The following is a 20,778-nucleotide window of genomic DNA, read 5'->3' on the forward strand; positions in this document are numbered from 1 at the left end:
GTCATCATGTTGAAATCGGCCAATTTCCGTATCGGGGAGACAACCCTCGGACTTGCGTCGCTCAGTCTCGGTCTTTTCATCGGTTTCGAGACATGGTCGACGCCTCCCATCGCAGCGCAGACGGTGATCGGGCCAGGTCTGTTTCCTGCCCTCATCGCGACGGGACTGATCCTCGTTGGGCTGCAGCTTCTCTACGAGGCTTTCCTTCATCGCTTGCAGGCGGAGGAATTTCCAGAGCTCGACTGGAAAGCCGTCATCCTGGTGGCTGCTGCTTTCGCGTCACAGCTCGTGTTGCTTGAGAGGCTCGGCTGGATCGTCTCCGGCACCTTCCTCTTCGTCGTCTCGGCAATGGCCTTCGGCAGCCGGACCCATCTGCGCAATCTCATGATTGGACTGTTGCTGACCGCGCTGACGTATCTCGTGTTCGACTATGGGCTCGATCTCGATCTGCCGACTGGCAGCTACATCGAAGACCTGAGCGATCTTGCCCGCGGCTCCGTTTGAAGTCGCGCTCGGTTCGAATGTTGCAACCAGAGACCTAGCCCAATTCTCATAGCCCAAGGGCGGAATGAACATGGATACCCTAGCAGCACTCTTCCACGGCTTTGCCGTTGCCGCCACACCGTACAATCTGTTCTGGTCCCTCGTCGGCGTGACACTTGGAACGGCAATCGGCGTTCTTCCCGGTATCGGACCGGCGCTGACTGTCGCCTTGCTACTTCCCGTCACCTACGGGATGGAGCCGACGAGCGCCTTCATCATGTTTGCCGGCATCTACTATGGCGCCATGTACGGCGGATCGACCACCTCTATCCTGCTCAACACGCCGGGCGAGTCCGCGTCCATCGTCACGGCGCTCGACGGCCACGCCATGGCGCGCAAGGGCCGCGGTGCGCAGGCGCTGGCGACGGCCGCCATCGGCTCCTTTGTCGCCGGCACCATCGCGACGGTCGCGCTCACCTTTGTCGCGCCGCTGATGGTAAAGATGGCACTGCTTTTCGGCCCGACGGAATACTTCGCGCTGATGGTGCTTGCGCTCACCACGGTCACCGCGGTGCTCGGCGATTCGCTCTCTCGGGGTCTTGCGAGCCTGCTGTTCGGTCTCGCTCTCGGTCTTGTCGGGATCGATCTGCAGACGGGCCAGGCCCGCTTTACGCTCGGCATCTCGGAGCTGCTCGACGGCATCGACGTGGTTGTCGTCGCCGTCGGCCTCTTCGCGGTTGGCGAAACTCTCTTCACCGTTGCACGCCACTGTTTCGAGACCGAGGAACTCTATCAGCTCAAGGGCTCCAAGTGGATGAGCCGTGAGGACTGGCGTCGCTCCTGGAAGCCGTGGTTGCGTGGAACGGCGCTCGGTTTTCCGATCGGCGCGCTGCCGGCCGGCGGCAGCGAGATCCCGACCTTCCTGTCTTATCTGACGGAAAAACGCCTTTCGAAAAACCCGGAAGAGTTCGGTCATGGTGCGATCGAGGCGGTCGCCGGACCGGAAGCTGCCAACAACGCTTCAGCCGCAGGCGTGCTTGCGCCTCTTCTGGCGCTCGGTCTGCCGACGTCCGCGACCGCAGCGATCATGCTGGCTGCTTTCCAGCAGTACGGCATCCAGCCGGGTCCGCTGCTCTTTGATAACAATCCCGAGCTCGTCTGGGGACTGATTGCCAGCCTCTATATCGGCAACGTCATGCTGCTTTTGCTCAACCTGCCGCTTGCCGGGGTCTGGGTGAAGCTGCTCGCGATCCCGCGTCCGTGGCTTTACTCGGGCATCTTGCTGTTTGCGACGATGGGTGCCTATACGCTCAACAACAACATCGTCGATGTCGCGCTGCTCTGGATCATTGGCGTCATCGGCTTTGGTATGCGGGTGCTTAACGTCCCGGTCGCGCCTTGCATCGTTGGCTTGATCCTTGGACCGCTCGCCGAACAGCAGTTCCGTCGCGCCCTGACGATCAGTCAGGGGGATGCCAGCGTCTTCTTCACCCATCCGATCTCGCTCGCGCTGATTGTCATCGCTGTGACGCTTGTTCTCGTGCCCACCCTTTTGCGCTGGCGTGCTGCACGCCAGGCAGGCGAAGCCGCAAACCAAGCCTGAGCCTTGCCGTCGGTCACCGATCAACCAGGAACATCGCCATGTCGAAAGTCACATACTTCTCCGTCGACGAACTGACTGCCTTCGCGACGAAGATATTCACCGGCACTGGAATGTCAGAGCCCGACGCAGCCACGATCGCCCGCGATCTGGTGAAGGCCAATCTGCGCGGTATCGACTCCCACGGGGTCTCGCGGATCCCGATGTATGTCGAGCGGCTGCAGCGCGGGCTTGTGAACCCGAAACCCAAAATCGGTATCTGCAAGGTTGCCGGAGCCGTGTCTCTTGTCGATGGCGACAATGGCATGGGGTTCCTTGCCTCCCATAAGGCAACCGAAGAAGCCGTTGAACTCGCGAAAGCCAACGGCATCGGCCTGGTCGGGGTTTACCGCAGCACCCACTTTGGCATGGGTGCGCTTTACGCACTGCAGGCGATCGAGGCCGGCTATATCTCGATGATCTTCACGAATTCATCGCCGGCGATCCCGATGTGGGGCGGGCGTACCACCTTCCTCGGCGCAAGCCCGATCGCTGCGGGCATCCCGGGCGGTAAACACGCGCCCTATGTTATGGATATGGCGATGACCGTCATCGCCCGCGGCAAGATTCGCCTTGCCGCAATGAAGGGCGAGGCCATTGCGGAAGGACTTGCACTCGACGTGGACGGCAATCCGACGACGGATGCGGCCAAGGCGTTCGAAGGCGTCTGCCTGCCGTTTGGCGGGGTCAAGGGATCCGTGCTTGCAACACTCATGGACCTCATGTCTGGCGTGCTCACCGGCGCTAACTTCGGCGGCGACGTAAAGAGCCTCTATTTCGATCACAGTGAGCCGCAAAACGTCGGCCACCTCTTCTTTGCCATCAAGCCTGATCTCTTCATGTCGCTGGAGAACTTCGACGCGCGCATGGACGCGTTCTACGAGCGCATCAAGTCGCTGCCGAAGGCAGCCGGTGTTGAGGAAATCATGATGCCCGGGGAACCGGAACAGCGCCGCGAGGACGAGCGGCTGAGGACTGGTATTCCGATCACCGACAACGTGGTGGCGGACCTGGCGAAGGAAGGTGAACGCATTGGCGTGCGTTTCCCGACCGGCCGGGCGCCCGGCGAGGCGGCCTGATGAACCGCTTGTCAGCCCATATCGGCTACTTGTTCACCGAACGTCCGCTTCCGGAAAGGATAGAAGCAGCGGCCGGCGCCGGCTTCACGGCGATCGAGCACCCCAGCCCATGGCATGTTCCCGCAACTGAAATGCGGTCACGTATGGTCGCAAACAGCCTCTCGTTCGCGCAGCTGTGTGCGGCTATCGGTGACGCCAGCAAAGGCGAAAAAGGCTTGGGCGCACTTCCTGGTCGCGAGATCGAGTTTCGCGAGCGCTTCAACCGGGCGCTCGATTATGCGGTCGCGGTCGATTGCCCCTTCGTGCATCCGATGGCTGGCGTTCCGGGCATTGCCGACATGTCGGCTGCGGCTGAAACCTATCACCGCAATCTCAGCTATGCCGTGGAGCGGACTACCGGCACCAAGGTCAAGATCCTTATCGAAGCGATCAGCGAGGCGGCGGTGCCAGGCTATTTCCTGTCCACGCTCGATCACGCCAGCCTTGTTCAGGACATCTTCGGTCCCGGCAACCTCGCGCTGCTGGTGGACACATTCCATGCCCGCGCGAACGGCGTTGATCTGGTGCCTTGGATAGAGGCCAACGCGCATCGGGTCGGGCATGTCCATGTCGCCGATCATCCGGGCCGGCACGAGCCCGGAACCGGTGCGATAGACTTCGAAGCGCTCCTCGAGGCCCTTGCCGACCAGGCCTACGAAGGCGCGATCGGCTTCGAATACATCCCTTCTAATACCACAATTGAAAGCGCCGCCTTCCTTCCCCGCTGGAAGCAGTTGATCGGCGCCAAGTTGCAGCAGAGGCAAGACAGGAGGCTCGCATGATCACAGCAATCAATCCGGCGACTGGCCAGGAACTCGGACGCTACGAAGGGCATGACGATGCCTTTGTCGATGCCGCCCTTTCTGCAGCCAGCGCCGCCCAGAAAGCATGGCGCAAGGTGCCCACCGAAGACCGGGTTCGTTTGCTTGCCGGCATGGCGGGGGTGCTGCGCGCCGGCAAGGCGCGATATGCCGAAATGATCACGCTTGAGATGGGCAAGCCGATCGTCGAGGCCGAAGCCGAAATCGAGAAATGCGCCTACAATTGCGACTTCTACGCCGAACATGCGCCGAAGTATCTTGCGGACGAACCGGTCGCGTCGAACGCGTCCGAGAGCGTCGTCGTGTTCGACCCGCTCGGCGTCGTTCTTGCCATCATGCCGTGGAACTATCCCTTCTGGCAGTTCTTCCGCTTCGCAGCACCTGCGTTTGCGGCTGGTAACGGCGCGATCCTCAAGCATGCCAACAACGTGCCGCAATGCGCGCTGGCGATCGAAGAGATCATGAAGGAAGCTGGCTGCCCGGAGGGGCTGTTCCGCACGCTTCTGATCGAGCCGCAGAAGGTCGCGGATATCATCGCTGATGACCGCATCGCCGCGGTTACTTTAACGGGCTCCACTGAGGTCGGCGCGATTGTCGCCGCGCAGGCCGGCAAGGCGCTGAAGAAGCAGGTGCTGGAACTCGGCGGCTCCGATCCGTTCATCGTGCTCGCCGACGCCGATCTCGAAGAAGCGGCCGCCGTTGCCGTCAAGGCGCGCTACATCAATGTCGGCCAATCCTGCGTTAACGCAAAGCGGTTCATCGTCGAGGACGCGGTTGCTGATCGTTTCGTCGAACTGTTCTGCTCGGGGGTTGCGAAGCTGAAGATCGGTGATCCCCTTGCGCGTGACACCAACATCGGACCGATGGCGCGCGCCAATCTCCTGAGCGGCCTGCATGCGCAGGTAGAAAAGACCATTGCCGCCGGCGCAACTCTGAAAATGGGCGGCAAGCCGATCGATGGCCACGGCTTTTATTATCCCCCAACGGTGCTCGATCATGTGACTGAGGTGATGACCGCCTTCCGCGAAGAAACCTTCGGCCCCGTTGCGGCGATCATCCGGGCAAGAGATGCGGAGGAAGCGATCCGCCTGGCGAACCAGACCGAATTCGGGCTCGGCTCGGCGATCTGGAGCCGCGACATCGAGCGGGCGCGCAAGCTCGCCCGCGACCTCGATGCCGGCGCCGTCTTCATCAACGGCATGGTCGCTTCCGACCCACGCTACCCATTCGGTGGCATCAAGCGTTCCGGCTATGGCCGGGAGCTCGGGGTCTACGGCATTCGCGAGTTCGTCAACATCAAGACCGTCTGGATCGGCCCAGCCGTCGCGGCAAAGTAAGGAATGCTTTGATGACGAAACCAGCAATACTCCGCCCGCGCGACCTGCCGACGAACGACCGCGGCGGTGGTGCGCGCACCACGCCGTTGGTCACGCGTAAATGCGGATCGACCAGCATGATCAACGGCATCACCGCCTTTGATCCGGGTGCAGCGATCGGGTTGCACAAGCACAATTGCGAAGAAAGCGTGATGGTCATCGAAGGCCGGGCGATCGCGGAGATCGACGGTGTCCAGCATCATCTCGACACGAATGACACGACATGGATTCCGGCAAATGTGCCACATCGCTTCATCAATCCGACCGATAAGCCCATGCGCATTTTCTGGGTCTATGCGTCCGTCGATGCGACCCGCACGATGATCGCAACTGGCGAGGAACGGTCGATCGACGCCGAACACGGCCACAAGCCGGCATGAGGTTCCTATGATCTATGAGGTTGCTGAAATTGCAGTGAAGGCCGGTCAGGAAATAGATTTCGAAAAGGGGGTCGAGCAAGCGGCTCCGCTTTTCCTTCGTGCAAAAGGCTGTCACGGCCTTTCACTCCACAGGGTCCTGGAGAACCAGTCCGTGTACCGTCTCCTCGTGAAATGGGAGACCGTCGACAACCATCTCGTCGATTTTCGCGGTTCTGACGATTTCCAGGAGTGGCGCCGTCTCGTCGGTGACTTCTTCGACGGGCCACCGGTGGTGACCCATTCTTCGTCTACGGCGCGATACGGAGCCGAGTGACCAGAATGAAGCTGCTGGCCATTGCGAAGTTTCTGCTGACGCTTTCAATCGGAGGGGTCGGTGGATGGGTAATGTGGCATTTTCATATGCCACTCGCCTGGCTTCTCGGCGCGATGATATTCTGCGGGCTTGCGGCATTGGCGGGACTTCCCCTCGCCATGCCAAAGTTTGCGCGCCCTCCGATGACCGCTACGATCGGAGCAATGTTGGGGACGTCGTTCTCGCCGGCCGTCTTTGAACATGCCGGTGTGTGGCTCGTGTCTCTTGCCGGACTCGTTTTCTTCATTGCTGCCGCAGCGTCGGTTGCCTACGTCTACTTCCGTAAGGTCGGGAAATTCGACCATCCGACGGCCTTCTTCTCAGCCATGCCCGGGGGACTGGTCGAAATGGTCACACTCGGTGCCGAACGGGGCGGCGACGAGAGGATGATCTCGCTCATCCACGCGGCGCGCATCTTCCTCGTCGTCCTCTCGCTGCCGTTTGTCATCCAACTGATATCGGGGGAAGAGATAGGTCGGAGCGGGTCAAGCTACGTTCCATTTTCAGCCGTTGAGGCCAAGGACCTCGCTTGGTTTGCAGCCGCCATTGGGTTGGGAGTGGCGGCCGGCATTATCCTGCGTCTTCCCGCGCAATTTTTGCTCGGACCGATGATTGTCAGTGCGGGACTGCATCTCTCGGGCGTTTCCGATTTCCAGCTTCCAAGCGTGTTTCTGGCGGCGGCGCAGGTGGTAATCGGAGCCACGGTCGGCTGCCGGTTCATCAACACCGCACCTAAGTTGATCCTGAGGGTGATCGGGCTGTCCGTCGGTTCCACGGTGTTCTTGCTTTCCGTGTCGCTTGGGTTCGCGCTGCTTGTCTCGACCATGACCGGCGATCGTTTCGTCGGAACGGTCCTCGCGTACTCGCCCGGAGGAGTGGCCGAAATGAGCCTGATAGCTCTTTCCCTCGGGATAGAGGTCCCCTTTGTGGTGTTTCACCACATTATCCGGGTCTTGTTGGTGGTAGCCGGTTCCGCCACCGTTTTCCGCCTACGTATCGATCCGTTCGAAACCAAATAGCACGCCTCGCGCCGCCGCTCTGCGCTGCACAGCTGCTGGCCTGACGGCACTGATGCAGGTCATTGCCATCGATCTTGTTCTTGCCGACGACAACGCCGTGGTTATCGGCCTTGCTGCAGCCGGCCTGGAGCCGACGCAGCGCCGCAAGGCAATCGTGGTGGTTATCCTCACCGCCACCGTTCTGCGCATCGCGTTCGCCACAGTTGCCGTGCGTCTGCTGGCTATTATCGGGCTGTTGCTTGCAGGCGGACTGTTGCTGCTTTGGGTCTGCTGGAAGATGTGGCGCGAGCTGCGGGCCGGCCACGGTGACGAGGAGGCCATCGCGAACGAGAACGCGCCCAGGAAGACATTCTTCCAGGCTGCGACGCAGATTGTCGTCGCCGATGTCTCTATGTCGCTTGATAACGTACTCGCCGTCGCCGGGGCGGCACGCGAGCACCCAAGTCATTCTCTATGTCTCACTGGAAACCTCGAACGCCTCGTCATCGAGCTTCGGTCGTGCCGTTGTCCCTTGGCCGTTCTGTGCCATGTTGTCTGTCGCTCCTGATGTGCAACGCACTCCCGTTCGATCGCCCAGGCCCGCGGCAGCAGCGTATCCATCCGGCTCGCGGTCACTTTGCCGGAGATGATGCGTTCCGGCACATCGGCAAGCCAGACTTCGGGGTCAACACCTGACGCGTTGTGGCCTTGCCAATGCCTGCCAAACAGTGGCAGTCTCGTCACCCCGGCATGGGTGCGAGCGCAATCCTTTGGCGTATCGGCAACGCGAGGTACATGCGATGTGGGTCCTGATGTACGTCTTCTCCTATTCAGTCAATCCCGTTTCTACGAACGACCGCGCGGAATGGAGGGTTGTCCCAACTGTGGTGTTTCAAGAGTTTTCGAGCGAAGAGCGCTGCATGGTGGCCAAAACGAGACTAGAGGCCAGCTTGAAGGACGCTGGAACCAAGCTAAAAAGTGGCTTGGAGGGTTTAAAGAGCTCAGGTGTGGCAAGTCCCGAGCAGATCATCATTGCCTATAACGTGGAATGCCTTCCGAAGTAGCAATGAACGACGAAGGGCTCCGAAGCGCGTTCTGTCGTCTCGTGCCGGTCCACGGGCGCCCGGTTCCTTGTGCATCCCATCTAGCACGATGGGTTCGTGTCCCTTTGGGGGCGCCTTAACGCTAGACGCCGTCATCGCATGTGATCGATCGTTTCCAGAGCTATGCTGCGGCGTTCGTTTCGAATTTTGTTGTGCAATTGGCTAATACGCAGCACACTTTGAAGCTGGGAAAAAGCCCGACGGCGCGCCTTCACTGTCTCGTGCTGCCCCCTCGGTTACCCGCGTAGCAAGGACACCATCGAACACAGCGTGGTTGAGCTGTCATCGCCGTTCGTTTGTCAGTCGAAATGCACCTTGTTTGTTCCTACAACCAGCTTTTCGCCATACGCATTTTTGCTTACTTGGAGCTAATTAGACATATCGCTATCATCACTTCTCCCGTGAAAGCGGTAGCTCATAGAGGTAGGCCAATATGGCTATTCAGTTTGACCAGTCAGCGGTCTTGCTCGCAACCGAACAGAGCGGCACCCTCCATAGGATATTTGATCGCATTTGCTTCGAAGCGAGCATTCCGCGCGATGGTGATCGCGCCTCACGCTTAGCTAAATTCTTGATGGATGAATTCAAGGTGGGCAACAAGGATGAATGGGCGTTAACCGAATGCGGCCGCTGGTTCTGTAGGCGGGCGGCCCCCATCCGACCTCCATCTAATAGCCGCCTCGATCCGCACTACGATTTCCAGAGTTGGATCCCATAGCGCGGTGCATACCCGGCGCAGGACTACGCAGCGGGACGTCGATCGGGCAGTGGCCATTGTGCTAGCAACCAAGGCGTTGGTCGATCGGAGCACCGCATCGTTGGATCTACTACTGGCGCGGGCCCGCGCCGAGCCCAATGATTTTCGTGAGCTAACGGGAAACGTACTCGAGAACGCGCCGAAATGGGCTGAGACTCTCGTCGGCATACTGGCTCAACGTCAAGAGAGTTCTTCTTACCTCGTCATCGAGGATGACTAGGTTTCGCGATCGTTTCAGAAATCGCTACCGTCTACGTTCTGAAACTCGTTCTGGAAAATCGCGCAGAAGGCGGATTTCGAGCTGAAGTTTTCTTTCTGAATGCGCGCGCGGCGCTACAGGAAGGTTGAACTCAAGTTGGCTCCCGGTTCTCCAGGGTATCTGTCGCTCTTTGAAGCTGTTTCTGGCCAGCCTTGTGTTTAAGGAGGTAAGCATTGGTGGGGGGGCGCTTGTTGCCACTATAGTGTTGGTTGGCGCCGATCCCTGCGTAGTAATCTCCGTCGCATTCTTGTGCAAATGCAAAAGAGGAAAGGGGAGCGGCGGTTGCTATGGAGGAGATGATCGCCGCAAACAGAAGTCTACCTCTCTGATTCATTGCGGCCTCCTAGTGGCGGTTATCACGCGCTCGTTCCTACACTCTCCCAGTGCTTGACGGACCGTCCGATATCTTCTGCTTTGCCCGGGCGAAACGTTGAAGACGGTAGAATTGTCGCTAAGCCGTTCATGCGCTCGCGAGACATCGAATAGTGCGAGCACAAACGGGCAATTTCGAGACGTGTATTGGGAGCGCGGTATCTAGAACGAATTGGTCCGCTCCGATGGCGGCGTTTGCGTTAAGGCGCACAGCCTACGCACGAGGTAGCGGCCGGATAACGGCTGCCGCCCTTCCAGCGAGCGCACCAACGTTCCACGCTTGAGCGCAAACGCGGTGCCACGTAGCCGCCAAACCTGTGCAAGGCAAGGACGTTCAGATCGTCTCGTCGTCTTCGCACACCTCTTCGAGATCGATGCGGTCCAAAATGTGTGAAGGTCTCCACTGCAATCTGCAGTGACATTCCACTTGTCATCGGGATCGAAATGATCGATGAAGGGCACGATCTGTTCGGTGCTCGGCCCCAGGTCCCGTTCGTAGATGATGCCCTGCTGGTTGACGACGAAGGTCTTGACGCCGGTCTCGGCATAACTGACCGGCCAGGCGATCAAGGCAAAACCACCGATCATGTTGCCGTTGATGACATAGTCATAACGGCCGCCGGCGATGTTGTCGCCTTGCGACGTCAGGATACGGAAGCGGTAGCCGAAATAGCCTTCGCCGGCCTTCGCCTTTTCCAAGGCCGCCTCGCTGATCGCGTCGCCAACGGGGCTTTCGCCATCGCCCTGATCGGCCGGCCAGTAGAGGCCGTCCGTCTGGCCAGGTGTGCTGATCAGCTTCTGGGCGTATTCGAGCACGCCATCGGCGTCGCGATCCTGCGAGGCGTATTCCTTCTGGGCATCGACATGGGCCTGTACCGTGTCGATTGCCTCCAGTTCGTTCTCGCCGACGCGGCGATTGACGATCTCCTCAAGCCCGACATAGGTGTCGAAAGCCCATTTTCCGTCGGGTCGGATGGTCATCGGGATGGCGCCGCCGAGCTCCGTTCTGCAGATGAACGGTTTTTCGTGTTTCGGGTCACGAGTTGGTGTAATTTAAGTGACAACTTTCAGCTGAGGTCACCGCACGGATGGTTTCAGCGAAATGCCGCGTTCGGAGGTGGCAGAACGTGCCATCCGCCGCTGGCGGGACCACGAATCCGCGAATGGTTAGGGAGCAAGACCCAGCTCGCCTACGATGACTTGACGAGCACCGAGGAGAAGAGCCAAGGCCCGACAGTGAATGCCAGTTGACGCTGGGCCGTAGAAACGATGGAAAGAGACCGACGGCCGCGCGAATGACCACAAGAAGGCAGCACTGAATGTCTTTAAACGCGCTTGCTTGTTCCATTCGGCTGACGCTAGCCCCAGACGAAAGCCGTTTATCGTTTTCTGCGAATGCTTGCCTGGGAGGGCACTATGGAAAACACCTGGTCAACACTAGAGGCGGAATATCAAGGCAATGACATTAATGTAATGTCCACCAACCCGCTTCTTGGCCGCCTCGAGTTGGTGGCCGAGCAAGAAGAGATCGTTGAGGTCTTGTTGGACCGCGCCACGGCGGAACAACTCCTCTCCGCACTGATGCAATTCCTTTCGCAGGGCGAAGGAGAGGATGCGTAAGGTCGAGTGCGGCTTAGCCAACGACATGCGACCACATCGGTACAAGACCTGAAAACTGCTCGGTGTCGAGGGTTCGTATCCGATGAAGACGAGCGATTTTGACGCCTGACCGCTTTGAAAGGGCGGGTATGGCGTTGTTGGATGCACTTCTTGGCGCCGCCGTGGAACAAGCGGGGTGTTGTCCTTGTAGAACAGCGGGTTTCTCGATGCCGAAGTAGCCGGTGCCCTGGCCACGCTTGGAGAGCAACACCTGCTTGACATTCCAGACTTCGAATACCGGCATGCCGGCCATTGGCGAGTTGGGGTGGAGCCGATGTATTGAAGGCGAGGGGGCCGCGAAACCTTTTGGGCCGCATTCGCCATGGCCCTGACAGCGGGCATCGGAGCCGTGGTCGAGACGGTGGCCTGAGGGACGTCTCAACCATTACACCATCGAAACGGCGAAGTACCCGAAAGCGGTTTATTGGCCGCTGTCGGGCACTATTGTCGTTCCGGCGATCATTCGGCACGTTTGCGACCCGTGATCATCGCGCGGACCAGATTTTCCTTATGCTCGATGCTGGCGAGTACAACGCCTGCGACGTGCAAGCCAATAAGACCAAGGGTCAGGTTCGCCAGCAGTTCATGCGTCTCCTCCACCCACGCGACACCCCAATAGGCGTCGGTGGTCATCATGTATCCGGTTGCGGCGATGCCGGAGATCGAGATGAGAAGAGCTATCACCATCGCGCCTCCGGCCGGGTTGTGGCCAATATAGCGTTTGGCTTTCAGTGCTATGCTGTCCAGAAGAAATCTAATGGTTGTGACCGGGCTATATATGAAGTTCGAAAATCGCGCGTGGTGAGTGCCGATAAAGCCCCAGATGACGCGAATGACCAAAAGCCCGATGATTACGTATCCCGCCAGGATATGGGCCTTCTTCCACTCGTCGCCTGTCAGGTAGGAGAAGGCAAACAGTCCGACGAGACACCAGTGGAACACGCGCACGAGCGGGTCCCAGACATTGACCGTCGGCGGCGAGCCTGTGCTCGCCGCATCTAGATCCATCGTGCCCATGATCATTCGCTTTCGTTGCCGACCGCAGCGCCGGTCTCGGGGTTGAACACGGTCTCAACCTTGTTGCCCTTGGCGTCGATAGCGTAAACTTCGTAGCAGCTGCCCTCGACTTTCACCCGGCGCACATCGAGGCCTGTGGCTTTGGCCTTTTCCTTGATGCTATTCTCGCTAAGCCACTTGTCCTTGGCCGCGATTGTGCAATTCTGCTCTTCTTCGGCGCGGGCGACGCCTCCTGAGGCGGTGGCGAGCAGGAGGGTCGCGAGGATGATCATCTTCATTTGTCTTCTCCATCAGATACCCAGGAGCGGTTCTGCTCTTCTGGTCGACGTCGAACCTATGGCAGGCAACATGACGACGACCTGATCGCGATTGTCAGGTTCTTGTCATCTGCGATGAGCTATCAGTGTGCGATGTGGTCTTTTCGCATCCTCAGCCTTGTTGCGCTTCTCCTTCTCGGCCTGCCCCTGCTGCCGGGACCAGCCCGTGCCGACGATGACCGCTCACATGGTGCAGGAGGCGCCGAACATCCGTCGCACGATGATCTCAGCAGGCTTGTCCGAGAGGGCCGAATTTACCCACTGGCCATTCTAAAGGCTCAGGTCCTCGCCAAATTGCCGGGCGAATTGATCGATGTCAGGGTCGAGCGTGACGACGGCGTTATAATCTATGAATTCCGGATTCTGAGGGACAGCGGCCAGGTCACCGAGGTCGAGGTGGAGGCCGCCTCGGGCAGGATCGTCGAAATCGAGAACGAATGATGCGTCTGCTGCTTGCCGAAGACGACCCGCTTATCGCCCGTGACGTGGGTGCTCATCTTGCGAAGGCGGGCTTCAATGTCGTGCACGAGAAGAATGGAGAGGCGGTGTTGTTCGCGGGCGAACATGAGGACTTCGCGGCTGTCATACTTGACCTGGGTCTACCCACGATCGACGGCCTCACCATCCTGAAGAGGTGGCGTTCTGCCGGCCGAGACATGCCCGTGATCATCCTGACGGCGCGAGGCAACTGGGAAGAGCGCGTGGAGGGCATCAACGCAGGTGCTGACGATTATCTCGGCAAGCCCTTCCGCATCGCCGAATTGCTCGCCCGACTGCACGCCGTGCTGCGCAGATATTCCGGCCAAGCGAGTGCCGTCCTGTCCTCTGGGCCCGTTTCAATCGACACCCGCCACCGTACGGTTGCGATCGACGGGGTGTCCGTGGACGTGACACCCCTGGAATACAAGTGCCTCACGGTCCTGATGCAGAACCGCAGTCGCGCCGTTTCGCAGATGGAGTTGACCGAACAGCTCTACACCCAGGACTTCGAACGGGAGAGCAATTCCGTCGAAGTCCTTATCGGCCGATTGCGAAAGAAACTCGGGCGGGACGCAATCGTCACGCGCCGGGGCTTCGGCTACCAAATCGCGGTGGACGAGTGACATGAGGTCGCTCCACAGCCGCTTCATTCTCACATCCGTGGTCGTCGTCTCGATCTGCCTCGCAGCGGCGTTCTTCGCTCTCGTCCAGATATTTGCCGAAAGCTACAGCACCCGCATCCAGAACGAATTGACCGGGCACATAAACCGATTGGCTGCCGTCATCCGCTTCTCGGCTGACGGGAAGGTCCAGGTGCCCGAGAATCCTCCGGACAATCGTTTCCTGCTGCCTTATGGCGGTCTGTATTGGCAGATCGACGACCCAGTCGGGAAAGTTGAGCTGCGGTCGGCCTCGCTATTCGACTACGCCCTGCCGCTGCCACAGGAGGCGCACCCGGTCGGCATCATGCACCAGTATCGCCTCGCTGGTCCGGAGGGAAAGGATGTCCTGGTTCAGGAGCGCGTTCTGTTGTTGGTCGCGCCGGAGGGGAAACGGCCTCTCCGCATTGCGGCGGCGTTGAATGCGGATGAGGTCGACAACGCGCGCGCGGCCTTCGCTCTCGACATCTTGCCCTATGTGGGCGTACTGGCCGTGCTGCTCGTCCTCATGTCGATCATCCAGCTCTGGATCGGCCTAAGACCCCTCGACCGCATCGGCCGCGACCTCGAGGCGGTGCGTGACCGCAGGGTCGGATGCTTGGCAGGACCATACCCGCTCGAGGTCCAGCCGCTCGTCGACCGGTTGAACAGGCTGTTGGAAACCCAAGCAGCGGCCGTGGAGAATGCCAGGGGCCGGGCCAGCGACCTCGCGCACGGTTTGAAGACTCCGCTGACTGTCCTTACCAACAATGCTTTGACGCTCCGCGAGAAGGGCGAAGGCGAAATCGCTGACGAGCTCGACCATCTGGCCGATACCATGCTCTCCCATGTCGAACACGAGCTGGCCCGTGCGCGGCTCACCCCGAGCGCTGACCAGCGGAGCGGCGATGCCGACGTCGCCAGGATTGTAAACGAGACGATCCGGATGCTCCAGCACACCGAGGCAGGCGAGCGCCTTTCATGGGAGCCCGACCTGCAGGAGGACCTGACGGCGCCGATTGATCCGCATGACTTTCGCGAATTGGTCGGCAACCTTCTCGAAAACGCATCGAAATGGGCCAGGAGCCGTGTGGCTGTCACGGCCGTCCGGCGCGATGGTTTTATCCGGCTAGTGGTCGAGGACGACGGCCCGGGGGTGTCGCCCCAAAGACTGCCGGACCTGCTGCGCCGGGGTGTGCGTCTCGATCGCCTGAAGCCCGGTTCGGGCTTGGGTCTGGCGATCGTATCCGAGATCGCCAATGTCTACAATCTGGCTCTAACCTTGGAGAATCGCGTCGAAGGCGGCTTGCGTGCGGAAGTCGCCTGCTCCGACCCACTTCCTTCTCCGGAGACCTGATGCCATGGAACATCAAAGCGAAGCTAAACTGAAATTTGGTCTTCTGCTTGTTGCGTTTGGCGGGTTGCTGCTTGGGCTCGGCTTGCAGTTCACAGGCCGGGGAGATGCCGCACGAGTTACATGGACAATCGCCACCGCTCCGGTTCTGGCGGCCCTCCTCGTCGAGATAATCCGAAGCCTCTGGCGTGGGGAGGTGGGCCTGGACATCGTCGCTGCGCTGTCGATGTCGGCTGCGCTCATCTTCGGAGAAGCCCTCGCGGCAACGATAGTTGCGCTGATGTACACCGGCGGCACATTCCTTGAAAGCTTCGCGGAAGGGCGCGCGCGCCGCGAGATGCATGACTTGCTCTCCCGTGTGCCGCGTGCCACGACGCGCTATCGCGACGGAGGTCTGCAGGAGGTTCCTGTCGACGACATCCGGCCTGGTGATCGGCTGCTTGTCCGACAGGGTGACGTCGTCCCTGTTGACGGGACGGTCGCGAGCGCCCGGTCCTTCCTCAACATGTCCGCATTGACGGGTGAATCGCTTCCCGTTCCATTTGCTGAACATGAAGACGTCCTGAGCGGCTCGACGAATGCAGGGGATGCGTTCGATCTTATCGCGACGCACGAGGCCAAAGACAGCACATATGCCGGCATCGTACGCCTCGTCGAGGATGCCCAACGCTCGAAAGCTCCCATGTCAAGGCTTGCAGACAAATGGTCGCTCGGGTTTCTCGCGATGACCCTGCTCATCGCCTTCGCCGCATGGTGGGCCACGGGAGACTCCATCCGCGCCGTCGCGGTGTTGGTGGTGGCCACGCCATGTCCGTTAATCCTCGCCGTGCCTGTGGCGCTCGTTGCCGGCCTGTCGCGCGCGGCGCATTTCGGTGTGCTGATCAAGGGGGCACGTCACCTTGAGAACATGGCCCGCATCCACACGCTGGTGCTGGACAAGACAGGGACGCTGACGGACGGCCGCCCGCAGATCGCGTCCATTCAAAGCTCGCTAGGTTACGCCGAAGACGAAATTCTGATGCTCGCAGCATCTATAGATCAAGTGTCAAAACACCCGATCGCGCAGGCTATCGTTGCGGCGGCCCGGCAACGGAATCTCGGTCTCGTCGTGCCCACCGACGTGACGGAGGCAGCGGGCGAGGGTGTCGCGGGATATGTAAATAGGAGGCGGGTTGTTGTTGGGGGCCATGGCTACGTCGAGGCCCGCGTTGACGGCCCTCCAAACGCCATTCCTGAGACGGCCGCCGGGTCGGTCGTCGTTGCCGTCGCCATCGACAACACTCTGGTAGGGCATATCGTGATGGCTGATCCGGTGCGCGTGGAAGCGGCCGAGATGCTCGACGGACTTCGCCGCGAAGGGATCCGGCGCATCCTTCTAGCGACCGGCGACCGCGCTGCCGTGGCCGAACGCATTGCCGACGGATTGGGGCTCGACGCACTTCGCTCGGGCCTTTCGCCAGACCAGAAGGTGCTGGTCGTCCTTACGGAGCGGAAGAACGGCCCCGTCATGATGGTCGGCGACGGCGTCAATGACGCGCCAGCGCTCGCGGCGGCCGATGTCGGTGTCGCAATGGGGGCAAGAGGCGCGGCCGCGTCGGCCGAGGCCGCTGACGTCGTCCTGTTGGTCGACCGGATCGACCGCCTGCGCACGGGGATAGAAATCGCCCGAAGGTCACGGAGGATCGCCGTGGAGAGTGTCTTGGTCGGCATTGGTCTTTCGATATTCGCCATGGTGGCGGCGGCCTTTGGCTACCTGGCCCCCGTCGAGGGCGCGCTTCTGCAGGAGGCGATCGATGTGGCGGTCATCTTAAACGCGCTTCGAGCGCTTAGGATTTCACCGTGACGGGCGTTGAAACCAGTATCGTCACTGCGCTGCCGAGCGCGATGATCGTTTTCCGGATCATAAATTACCTCCAAGCACAGAGGGGGTACTGATTCCCGTTACGAAATAAGAAATCGAGAACCGTCGCATGGCTGCTCCTAGCTCGCTGTTCGTCTCGTATTATGGGCAAAGCGTCGCGCTATAAAAGAACGTAACAGTTACATTGGGCTGCTTTGCGCGATCTTGGCTGTACTCGGATGTCGCTGGCGATTGGAGACACGTTGCTAGTTGGCCCGCACCATCCAAGGCGTTGACGCTACTGCTGCCAGCGCCGGCAGGTTTCGGCCGCGGATGATATTGGGGCGCGGACGAAGACGAAGCTTACTGCGCTCCAGCCCATTTCACTCCTCTTGCATCCGATGATCGTGGTATAAGGTCTGATGGCCGCATGAACCGGGGAGGGGTGAATGCGTACGGTTCTTTCAATCCTTTCGATCGAAATGTTACTGCTGACGTCAGCGTCCGCCACCGAACCCGACGTCTTTCACAAAGAGCAGTTTCCCGACAACACCGTGGTCAGCCTCAGCGTCGTCGAAAACCAGACTGCGGCCAGCGTGGAGTACGACTTCGACGTTTTCATCGGCGTGTCGCGAACGAGCGACGATGGAGGCAGGACTTACACCGACCCGAGCAAACATAGGGCGTCGGTTCGCTGTGCCGAGCCGGCGGCAATCTCGGTAAGAGGGGTCGAGTACCGAATACCCACGTCCGGAGCCGAGGGGAGCACCTGGAAGGACGATCTCTGGAACGCGGTCTGCACCCCTCCGATTTCTTGATGTGACTCGCTAGCTTTGTCGGGAGGATACCGAGAGAGGCATCCTCCCGTTGGTCACTGGGGGAACCTGCTGGTGGCATCACGGGCCATCCGCGTGACGCACCAGCGTGCATAGATGGGTCCGAGGAGCGGGCCGATAATTCTGCCCGCCACCGTTGCCGGATCGTCGTAGTTGATGAATACCCGTAGCAGGGAGCCACCACCTGATCGATGGATCTCGAATCCCATCCTGTAGGCTCCGATGACAAGGAGTTCCGGCCCTCCCAGCGTCTCCCAGACCTTGCTGACCGGAGGCCGGTGTTCGACAATCACTTCGTCCACGGTGAGCTCCAGTCCGAGCACGCTGCCTCGCATCGAGATGTGGGATCCGACAGCGCGTCCGGCTGAATTGTCGAACGAGTATGACATCCGCCCACCGAGCATTATCATCGATGGTTCCTGCATGTGTGAACCGAGGGTGGCCTGGTCATCGAGATAGTCGAAAAGCGTCTCGGGGGAAGCCGCGATATCGGCGACGGCTTCTGCCGAGCGAGCGTAGCTCATGTGATGTCCCCCGGTTTCGTCGGGTGGTTTCCACGGTAATGGCGATGCCCGCCGTGGCCATGTCCATGAAAGAGATGCATCAGCGGGCAGGCGAACAGCAGCAGGTAGGGCGTAAGCCCCAGGACGTGCTGCCAGTGCTCGCGAAGAACGAAGAACGCGACAATCACCGCGAGCGAGGCAGCGAACAAAGTCCATCGGCGATCCCAGGTCATATCCGTGCACTCCTCAATCGCAGGGCATTGCCGATTACGCTAACGGACGAAAGCGCCATAGCGGCCGCCGCGATGATCGGCGATAGCAGCAGCCCGAAAGCCGGGTAGAGCATGCCGGCGGCTACGGGTATGCCGGCGGCGTTGTAGATGAAGGCGAAGAACAGGTTCTGCCGGATGTTCGCCATGGTCGCATGACTGAGGCGCCGCGCCCGCACGATGCCCTGCAGATCGCCCTTGAGCAGCGTCACGCCAGCGCTTTCGATCGCAACGTCGGTGCCCGTTCCCATGGCGATGCCGACGTCGGCGGCGGCAAGGGCTGGGGCGTCGTTGACGCCGTCACCCGCCATTGCGACGATCCTGCCTTCCTTGCGAAGGCGAGCGACGATCTCACTCTTGTGCTCGGGCAGGACTTCCGCCTCGACCTCCGTGATCCCCAGCTTGCGGGCGACCGCACTGGCGGTGGTCTTGTTGTCGCCGGTGAGCATCACCACGCGCACGCCGTCCTTGATGAGCGCTTCGACCGCAGCCGGTGTCGTGGCCTTGATCGGATCGGCGATAGCAAATAGTCCGCCCAGGCGGCCGTCGATGGCCGTAAAGATGACCGTTGCTCCCTCTCCACGCAGTTCTTCTGCTTTCTGCGAGAGCGGGGAGACATCCACCTTCTCCTCAGACATGATCCGGTGGCTGCCGATGATGAGCCTGTGGCCGTCGACGACACCTGTCACGCCTTTACCGACCGGACTGTCGAAGTCTTCGGCAGACCCGAACTCCAGGCCGCGCTCGTTGGCAGCATCGACGATGGCGCTTGCAAGCGGATGTTCGCTCGGTCGCTCCAGCGTAGCGGCCAGTCGCAGTAATTCGTGCTCAGGCAAATCGCTCGCAGCGACGATCTCGGTGACCTTCGGCTTGCCGTCGGTCAGGGTTCCGGTCTTGTCGACCACCAGCGTGTCGACCTTCTCAAAGCGCTCCAGTGCTTCGGCATTCTTGATTAACACGCCCGCACCTGCGCCCTTGCCGACGCCAACCATGATCGACATCGGCGTGGCGAGACCGAGGGCGCAGGGGCAGGCGATGATGAGCACCGCCACGGCAGCGACCAGCCCGTGGGCGAAACGTGGCTCCGGACCGAGCAGCAGCCACGTCGCGAAGGCGATGACGGCGATCACGATAACGACCGGCACGAACCAGCCGGAAACCTCGTCGGCGAGCCGCTGGATGGGGGCGCGGGAGCGTTGCGCCTCGGCGACCATGTGGACGATCCGGGAAAGCATGGTGTCGCGGCCGACCTTGCCCGCCTCCATGACGAAGCCGCCTGTCTGGTTCATCGTGCCACCGATCAGTCTTGCCCCGACCTCCTTGGTAACGGGCATCGACTCGCCGGTGATCATGGATTCATCGACCGAGCTGCGGCCCTCGACAAGGATGCCGTCGACCGGGACTTTCTCGCCCGGACGGACGCGCAGCTTGTCGCCGACGGCGACCGCGTCAAGCTCCACATCCTCGTCGGATCCATCGCTACGGATGCGGCGGGCTGTCTTTGGCGCGAGATCAAGAAGCGCCCGGATCGCTCCGCCCGTCTGCTCGCGCGCCTGCAGCTCGAGCACCTGCCCGAGCAATACCAGAACGGTGATGACGGCCGCCGCCTCGAAGTAAATCGCGACCGCGCCTTCACCGGATCGGAACGTTTCCGGGAACAGGCCCGGGGCAACCGTTGCGACGACGCTGTAGACCCAGGCGACCCCGGTGCCCATGGCGATCAGCGTGAACATGTTGAGGTGACGGGTGACGAGCGACTGCCAGGCCCGCTCGAAGAAGGGAGCGCCGGCCCAAAGCACCACCGGGGTCGCCAGGATGAGCTGGATCCAGTTCGACGTCTGCGGACCGAGCAGCATGTGCAAGTTTGTGAGATGGCCGCCCATCTCGAGCGCCAGCACGGGCAATGTCAGAACCAGCCCGATCCCGAACCGCCGCCGCATGTCGACAAGCTCCGGGCTTGGACCCATGTCGGCCGTCACGACCTGCGGCTCGAGTGTCATGCCGCAGATCGGGCAGTTGCCGGGGCCGAGTTGGCGTATCTGCGGATGCATGGGGCAAGTGTAGATCACGCCCTCCTGCTGTGGGCCTGGTTTGTCCGGAGCCTCTGAAGACGTCGCATTCTGATTGGCGGGATGATGGTGCTCGTGACCTTCATGTTCGTGGTGATACTTATGCTCGTCCATGGGATTTCTCCGTAACGGTACCCG

At 60.5% G+C, this 20,778-nt stretch carries 21 protein-coding genes and 4 pseudogenes; 16 read left to right on the forward strand and 9 right to left on the reverse strand.

The window, feature by feature from the left end:
* Positions 1–6: 6 nt before the first annotated feature.
* From IB277_RS20665 to IB277_RS20705, 9 genes are all read left to right on the forward strand, one after another.
* Entirely contained in the window at positions 7–504 is a 498-nt protein-coding gene (locus IB277_RS20665) for a tripartite tricarboxylate transporter TctB family protein (RefSeq protein WP_192371514.1), read from the forward strand.
* Positions 505–574: 70 nt separating this feature from the next.
* Complete coding sequence (locus tag IB277_RS20670; RefSeq protein ID WP_060581965.1) at positions 575–2,086, forward strand: tripartite tricarboxylate transporter permease; 1,512 nt, start codon at positions 575–577, stop codon at positions 2,084–2,086.
* A gap of 38 nt (positions 2,087–2,124) precedes the next feature.
* Positions 2,125–3,201: an Ldh family oxidoreductase gene (locus tag IB277_RS20675; protein ID WP_060581964.1), complete on the forward strand. Its 1,077-nt coding sequence runs from the start codon at positions 2,125–2,127 to the stop codon at positions 3,199–3,201.
* Positions 3,201–4,022, forward strand: a complete 822-nt coding sequence (locus IB277_RS20680) for a hydroxypyruvate isomerase family protein (protein WP_060521283.1) — start codon at positions 3,201–3,203, stop codon at positions 4,020–4,022. The genes IB277_RS20675 and IB277_RS20680 overlap by 1 nt, the downstream gene beginning before the upstream one ends.
* Entirely contained in the window at positions 4,019–5,398 is a 1,380-nt protein-coding gene (locus IB277_RS20685) for an NAD-dependent succinate-semialdehyde dehydrogenase (protein ID WP_192371515.1), read from the forward strand. The genes IB277_RS20680 and IB277_RS20685 overlap by 4 nt, the downstream gene beginning before the upstream one ends.
* Positions 5,399–5,409: 11 nt before the next feature.
* Positions 5,410–5,817, forward strand: coding sequence for a cupin domain-containing protein (locus IB277_RS20690; RefSeq protein WP_060521281.1), 408 nt, complete (start codon positions 5,410–5,412; stop codon positions 5,815–5,817).
* A 7-nt stretch (positions 5,818–5,824) separates the two neighbouring features.
* Positions 5,825–6,130, forward strand: coding sequence for an antibiotic biosynthesis monooxygenase (locus tag IB277_RS20695; protein ID WP_060521280.1), 306 nt, complete (start codon positions 5,825–5,827; stop codon positions 6,128–6,130).
* Between the two features lie 5 nt (positions 6,131–6,135).
* Positions 6,136–7,188, forward strand: coding sequence for an AbrB family transcriptional regulator (locus tag IB277_RS20700; protein ID WP_192371516.1), 1,053 nt, complete (start codon positions 6,136–6,138; stop codon positions 7,186–7,188).
* A 52-nt stretch (positions 7,189–7,240) separates the two neighbouring features.
* Entirely contained in the window at positions 7,241–7,735 is a 495-nt protein-coding gene (locus IB277_RS20705; RefSeq protein WP_192371517.1) for a YjbE family putative metal transport protein, read from the forward strand.
* Here the strand turns inward: IB277_RS20705 and IB277_RS20710 are convergent.
* The 3 genes and pseudogenes from IB277_RS20710 to IB277_RS20720 all read right to left on the reverse strand — a co-directional run.
* Positions 7,723–7,863 (reverse strand): annotated as a pseudogene (locus IB277_RS20710) (transposase domain-containing protein); the annotation flags it as partial. The gene IB277_RS20705 and the pseudogene IB277_RS20710 overlap by 13 nt on opposite strands.
* Before the next feature lie 1,514 nt (positions 7,864–9,377).
* Positions 9,378–9,620 (reverse strand): hypothetical protein, encoded by a 243-nt coding sequence (locus IB277_RS20715; RefSeq protein WP_192371518.1) that lies wholly within the window; start codon positions 9,618–9,620, stop codon positions 9,378–9,380.
* 446 nt (positions 9,621–10,066) lie between these two features.
* Positions 10,067–10,642 (reverse strand): annotated as a pseudogene (locus tag IB277_RS20720) (DUF2950 family protein); the annotation flags it as partial.
* A 432-nt stretch (positions 10,643–11,074) separates the two neighbouring features.
* Here IB277_RS20720 and IB277_RS20725 point away from each other — a divergent pair.
* The gene (locus IB277_RS20725) at positions 11,075–11,278 is read left to right on the forward strand and encodes a hypothetical protein (protein WP_192371519.1); all 204 of its coding nucleotides are present in this window, start codon (positions 11,075–11,077) and stop codon (positions 11,276–11,278) included.
* A 134-nt stretch (positions 11,279–11,412) separates the two neighbouring features.
* On the opposite strand, the pseudogene IB277_RS20730 reads toward IB277_RS20725, so the two are convergent.
* Positions 11,413–11,582, reverse strand: a pseudogene (locus IB277_RS20730) (NAD(P)(+) transhydrogenase (Re/Si-specific) subunit beta); the annotation flags it as partial.
* Between IB277_RS20730 and IB277_RS38950 the strand changes: the two are divergent.
* Positions 11,573–11,687 (forward strand): annotated as a pseudogene (locus tag IB277_RS38950) (VIT family protein); the annotation flags it as partial. The pseudogenes IB277_RS20730 and IB277_RS38950 sit on opposite strands and share 10 nt — an antisense overlap.
* Positions 11,688–11,776: 89 nt before the next feature.
* On the opposite strand, the gene IB277_RS20735 reads toward IB277_RS38950, so the two are convergent.
* Together IB277_RS20735 and IB277_RS20740 are read right to left on the reverse strand one after the other, a co-directional pair.
* The gene (locus IB277_RS20735) at positions 11,777–12,340 is read right to left on the reverse strand and encodes a cytochrome b/b6 domain-containing protein (RefSeq protein WP_192371520.1); all 564 of its coding nucleotides are present in this window, start codon (positions 12,338–12,340) and stop codon (positions 11,777–11,779) included.
* A complete protein-coding gene (locus IB277_RS20740; protein WP_192371521.1) occupies positions 12,337–12,612 on the reverse strand; it encodes a PepSY domain-containing protein in 276 nt (91 codons plus the stop codon). Before IB277_RS20740 ends, IB277_RS20735 begins: the two co-directional genes overlap by 4 nt.
* Here IB277_RS20740 and IB277_RS20745 point away from each other — a divergent pair, their 5' ends adjacent.
* From IB277_RS20745 to IB277_RS20765, 5 genes are all read left to right on the forward strand, one after another.
* Positions 12,613–13,092: a PepSY domain-containing protein gene (locus IB277_RS20745; protein WP_246812759.1), complete on the forward strand. Its 480-nt coding sequence runs from the start codon at positions 12,613–12,615 to the stop codon at positions 13,090–13,092.
* A complete protein-coding gene (locus IB277_RS20750; protein ID WP_192371522.1) occupies positions 13,089–13,754 on the forward strand; it encodes a response regulator transcription factor in 666 nt (221 codons plus the stop codon). Before IB277_RS20745 ends, IB277_RS20750 begins: the two co-directional genes overlap by 4 nt.
* Position 13,755: 1 nt before the next feature.
* Positions 13,756–15,126, forward strand: a complete 1,371-nt coding sequence (locus IB277_RS20755; protein ID WP_192371523.1) for a sensor histidine kinase — start codon at positions 13,756–13,758, stop codon at positions 15,124–15,126.
* A gap of 4 nt (positions 15,127–15,130) precedes the next feature.
* Positions 15,131–16,966 (forward strand): heavy metal translocating P-type ATPase, encoded by a 1,836-nt coding sequence (locus IB277_RS20760; RefSeq protein ID WP_192371524.1) that lies wholly within the window; start codon positions 15,131–15,133, stop codon positions 16,964–16,966.
* A 446-nt stretch (positions 16,967–17,412) separates the two neighbouring features.
* Entirely contained in the window at positions 17,413–17,781 is a 369-nt protein-coding gene (locus IB277_RS20765) for a hypothetical protein (RefSeq protein ID WP_192371525.1), read from the forward strand.
* Between the two features lie 53 nt (positions 17,782–17,834).
* Here IB277_RS20765 and IB277_RS20770 read toward each other — a convergent pair whose 3' ends face one another.
* The 3 genes from IB277_RS20770 to IB277_RS20780 are packed head-to-tail and all read right to left on the reverse strand — an operon-like array spanning position 17,835 to position 20,754.
* Entirely contained in the window at positions 17,835–18,323 is a 489-nt protein-coding gene (locus IB277_RS20770; protein WP_192371526.1) for an SRPBCC family protein, read from the reverse strand.
* A complete protein-coding gene (locus IB277_RS20775; protein ID WP_192371527.1) occupies positions 18,320–18,535 on the reverse strand; it encodes a DUF2933 domain-containing protein in 216 nt (71 codons plus the stop codon). The genes IB277_RS20770 and IB277_RS20775 overlap by 4 nt, the downstream gene beginning before the upstream one ends.
* Positions 18,532–20,754, reverse strand: coding sequence for a copper-translocating P-type ATPase (locus tag IB277_RS20780; RefSeq protein ID WP_192371528.1), 2,223 nt, complete (start codon positions 20,752–20,754; stop codon positions 18,532–18,534). Before IB277_RS20780 ends, IB277_RS20775 begins: the two co-directional genes overlap by 4 nt.
* Between the last annotated feature and the right edge of the window lie 24 nt (positions 20,755–20,778).

The sequence above is a fragment of the Ensifer sp. ENS07 genome, from assembly GCF_014852185.1.
GTDB lineage: Bacteria > Pseudomonadota > Alphaproteobacteria > Rhizobiales > Rhizobiaceae > Ensifer > Ensifer adhaerens.

Excerpts from the sequence above, each read along its gene's own strand:
- IB277_RS20665 (WP_192371514.1), top strand. The coding sequence starts at position 7 with ATGTTGAAATCGGCCAATTTCCGTATCGGGGAGACAACCCTCGGACTT.
- IB277_RS20670 (WP_060581965.1), top strand. The coding sequence starts at position 575 with ATGGATACCCTAGCAGCACTCTTCCACGGCTTTGCCGTTGCCGCCACA.
- IB277_RS20675 (WP_060581964.1), top strand. The coding sequence starts at position 2,125 with ATGTCGAAAGTCACATACTTCTCCGTCGACGAACTGACTGCCTTCGCG.
- IB277_RS20680 (WP_060521283.1), top strand. The coding sequence starts at position 3,201 with ATGAACCGCTTGTCAGCCCATATCGGCTACTTGTTCACCGAACGTCCG.
- IB277_RS20685 (WP_192371515.1), top strand. The coding sequence starts at position 4,019 with ATGATCACAGCAATCAATCCGGCGACTGGCCAGGAACTCGGACGCTAC.
- IB277_RS20690 (WP_060521281.1), top strand. The coding sequence starts at position 5,410 with ATGACGAAACCAGCAATACTCCGCCCGCGCGACCTGCCGACGAACGAC.
- IB277_RS20695 (WP_060521280.1), top strand. The coding sequence starts at position 5,825 with ATGATCTATGAGGTTGCTGAAATTGCAGTGAAGGCCGGTCAGGAAATA.
- IB277_RS20700 (WP_192371516.1), top strand. The coding sequence starts at position 6,136 with ATGAAGCTGCTGGCCATTGCGAAGTTTCTGCTGACGCTTTCAATCGGA.
- IB277_RS20705 (WP_192371517.1), top strand. The coding sequence starts at position 7,241 with ATGCAGGTCATTGCCATCGATCTTGTTCTTGCCGACGACAACGCCGTG.
- IB277_RS20715 (WP_192371518.1), bottom strand. The coding sequence starts at position 9,620 with ATGAATCAGAGAGGTAGACTTCTGTTTGCGGCGATCATCTCCTCCATA.
- IB277_RS20725 (WP_192371519.1), top strand. The coding sequence starts at position 11,075 with ATGGAAAACACCTGGTCAACACTAGAGGCGGAATATCAAGGCAATGAC.
- IB277_RS20735 (WP_192371520.1), bottom strand. The coding sequence starts at position 12,340 with ATGATCATGGGCACGATGGATCTAGATGCGGCGAGCACAGGCTCGCCG.
- IB277_RS20740 (WP_192371521.1), bottom strand. The coding sequence starts at position 12,612 with ATGAAGATGATCATCCTCGCGACCCTCCTGCTCGCCACCGCCTCAGGA.
- IB277_RS20750 (WP_192371522.1), top strand. The coding sequence starts at position 13,089 with ATGATGCGTCTGCTGCTTGCCGAAGACGACCCGCTTATCGCCCGTGAC.
- IB277_RS20755 (WP_192371523.1), top strand. The coding sequence starts at position 13,756 with ATGAGGTCGCTCCACAGCCGCTTCATTCTCACATCCGTGGTCGTCGTC.
- IB277_RS20760 (WP_192371524.1), top strand. The coding sequence starts at position 15,131 with ATGGAACATCAAAGCGAAGCTAAACTGAAATTTGGTCTTCTGCTTGTT.
- IB277_RS20765 (WP_192371525.1), top strand. The coding sequence starts at position 17,413 with ATGCGTACGGTTCTTTCAATCCTTTCGATCGAAATGTTACTGCTGACG.
- IB277_RS20770 (WP_192371526.1), bottom strand. The coding sequence starts at position 18,323 with ATGAGCTACGCTCGCTCGGCAGAAGCCGTCGCCGATATCGCGGCTTCC.
- IB277_RS20775 (WP_192371527.1), bottom strand. The coding sequence starts at position 18,535 with ATGACCTGGGATCGCCGATGGACTTTGTTCGCTGCCTCGCTCGCGGTG.
- IB277_RS20780 (WP_192371528.1), bottom strand. The coding sequence starts at position 20,754 with ATGGACGAGCATAAGTATCACCACGAACATGAAGGTCACGAGCACCAT.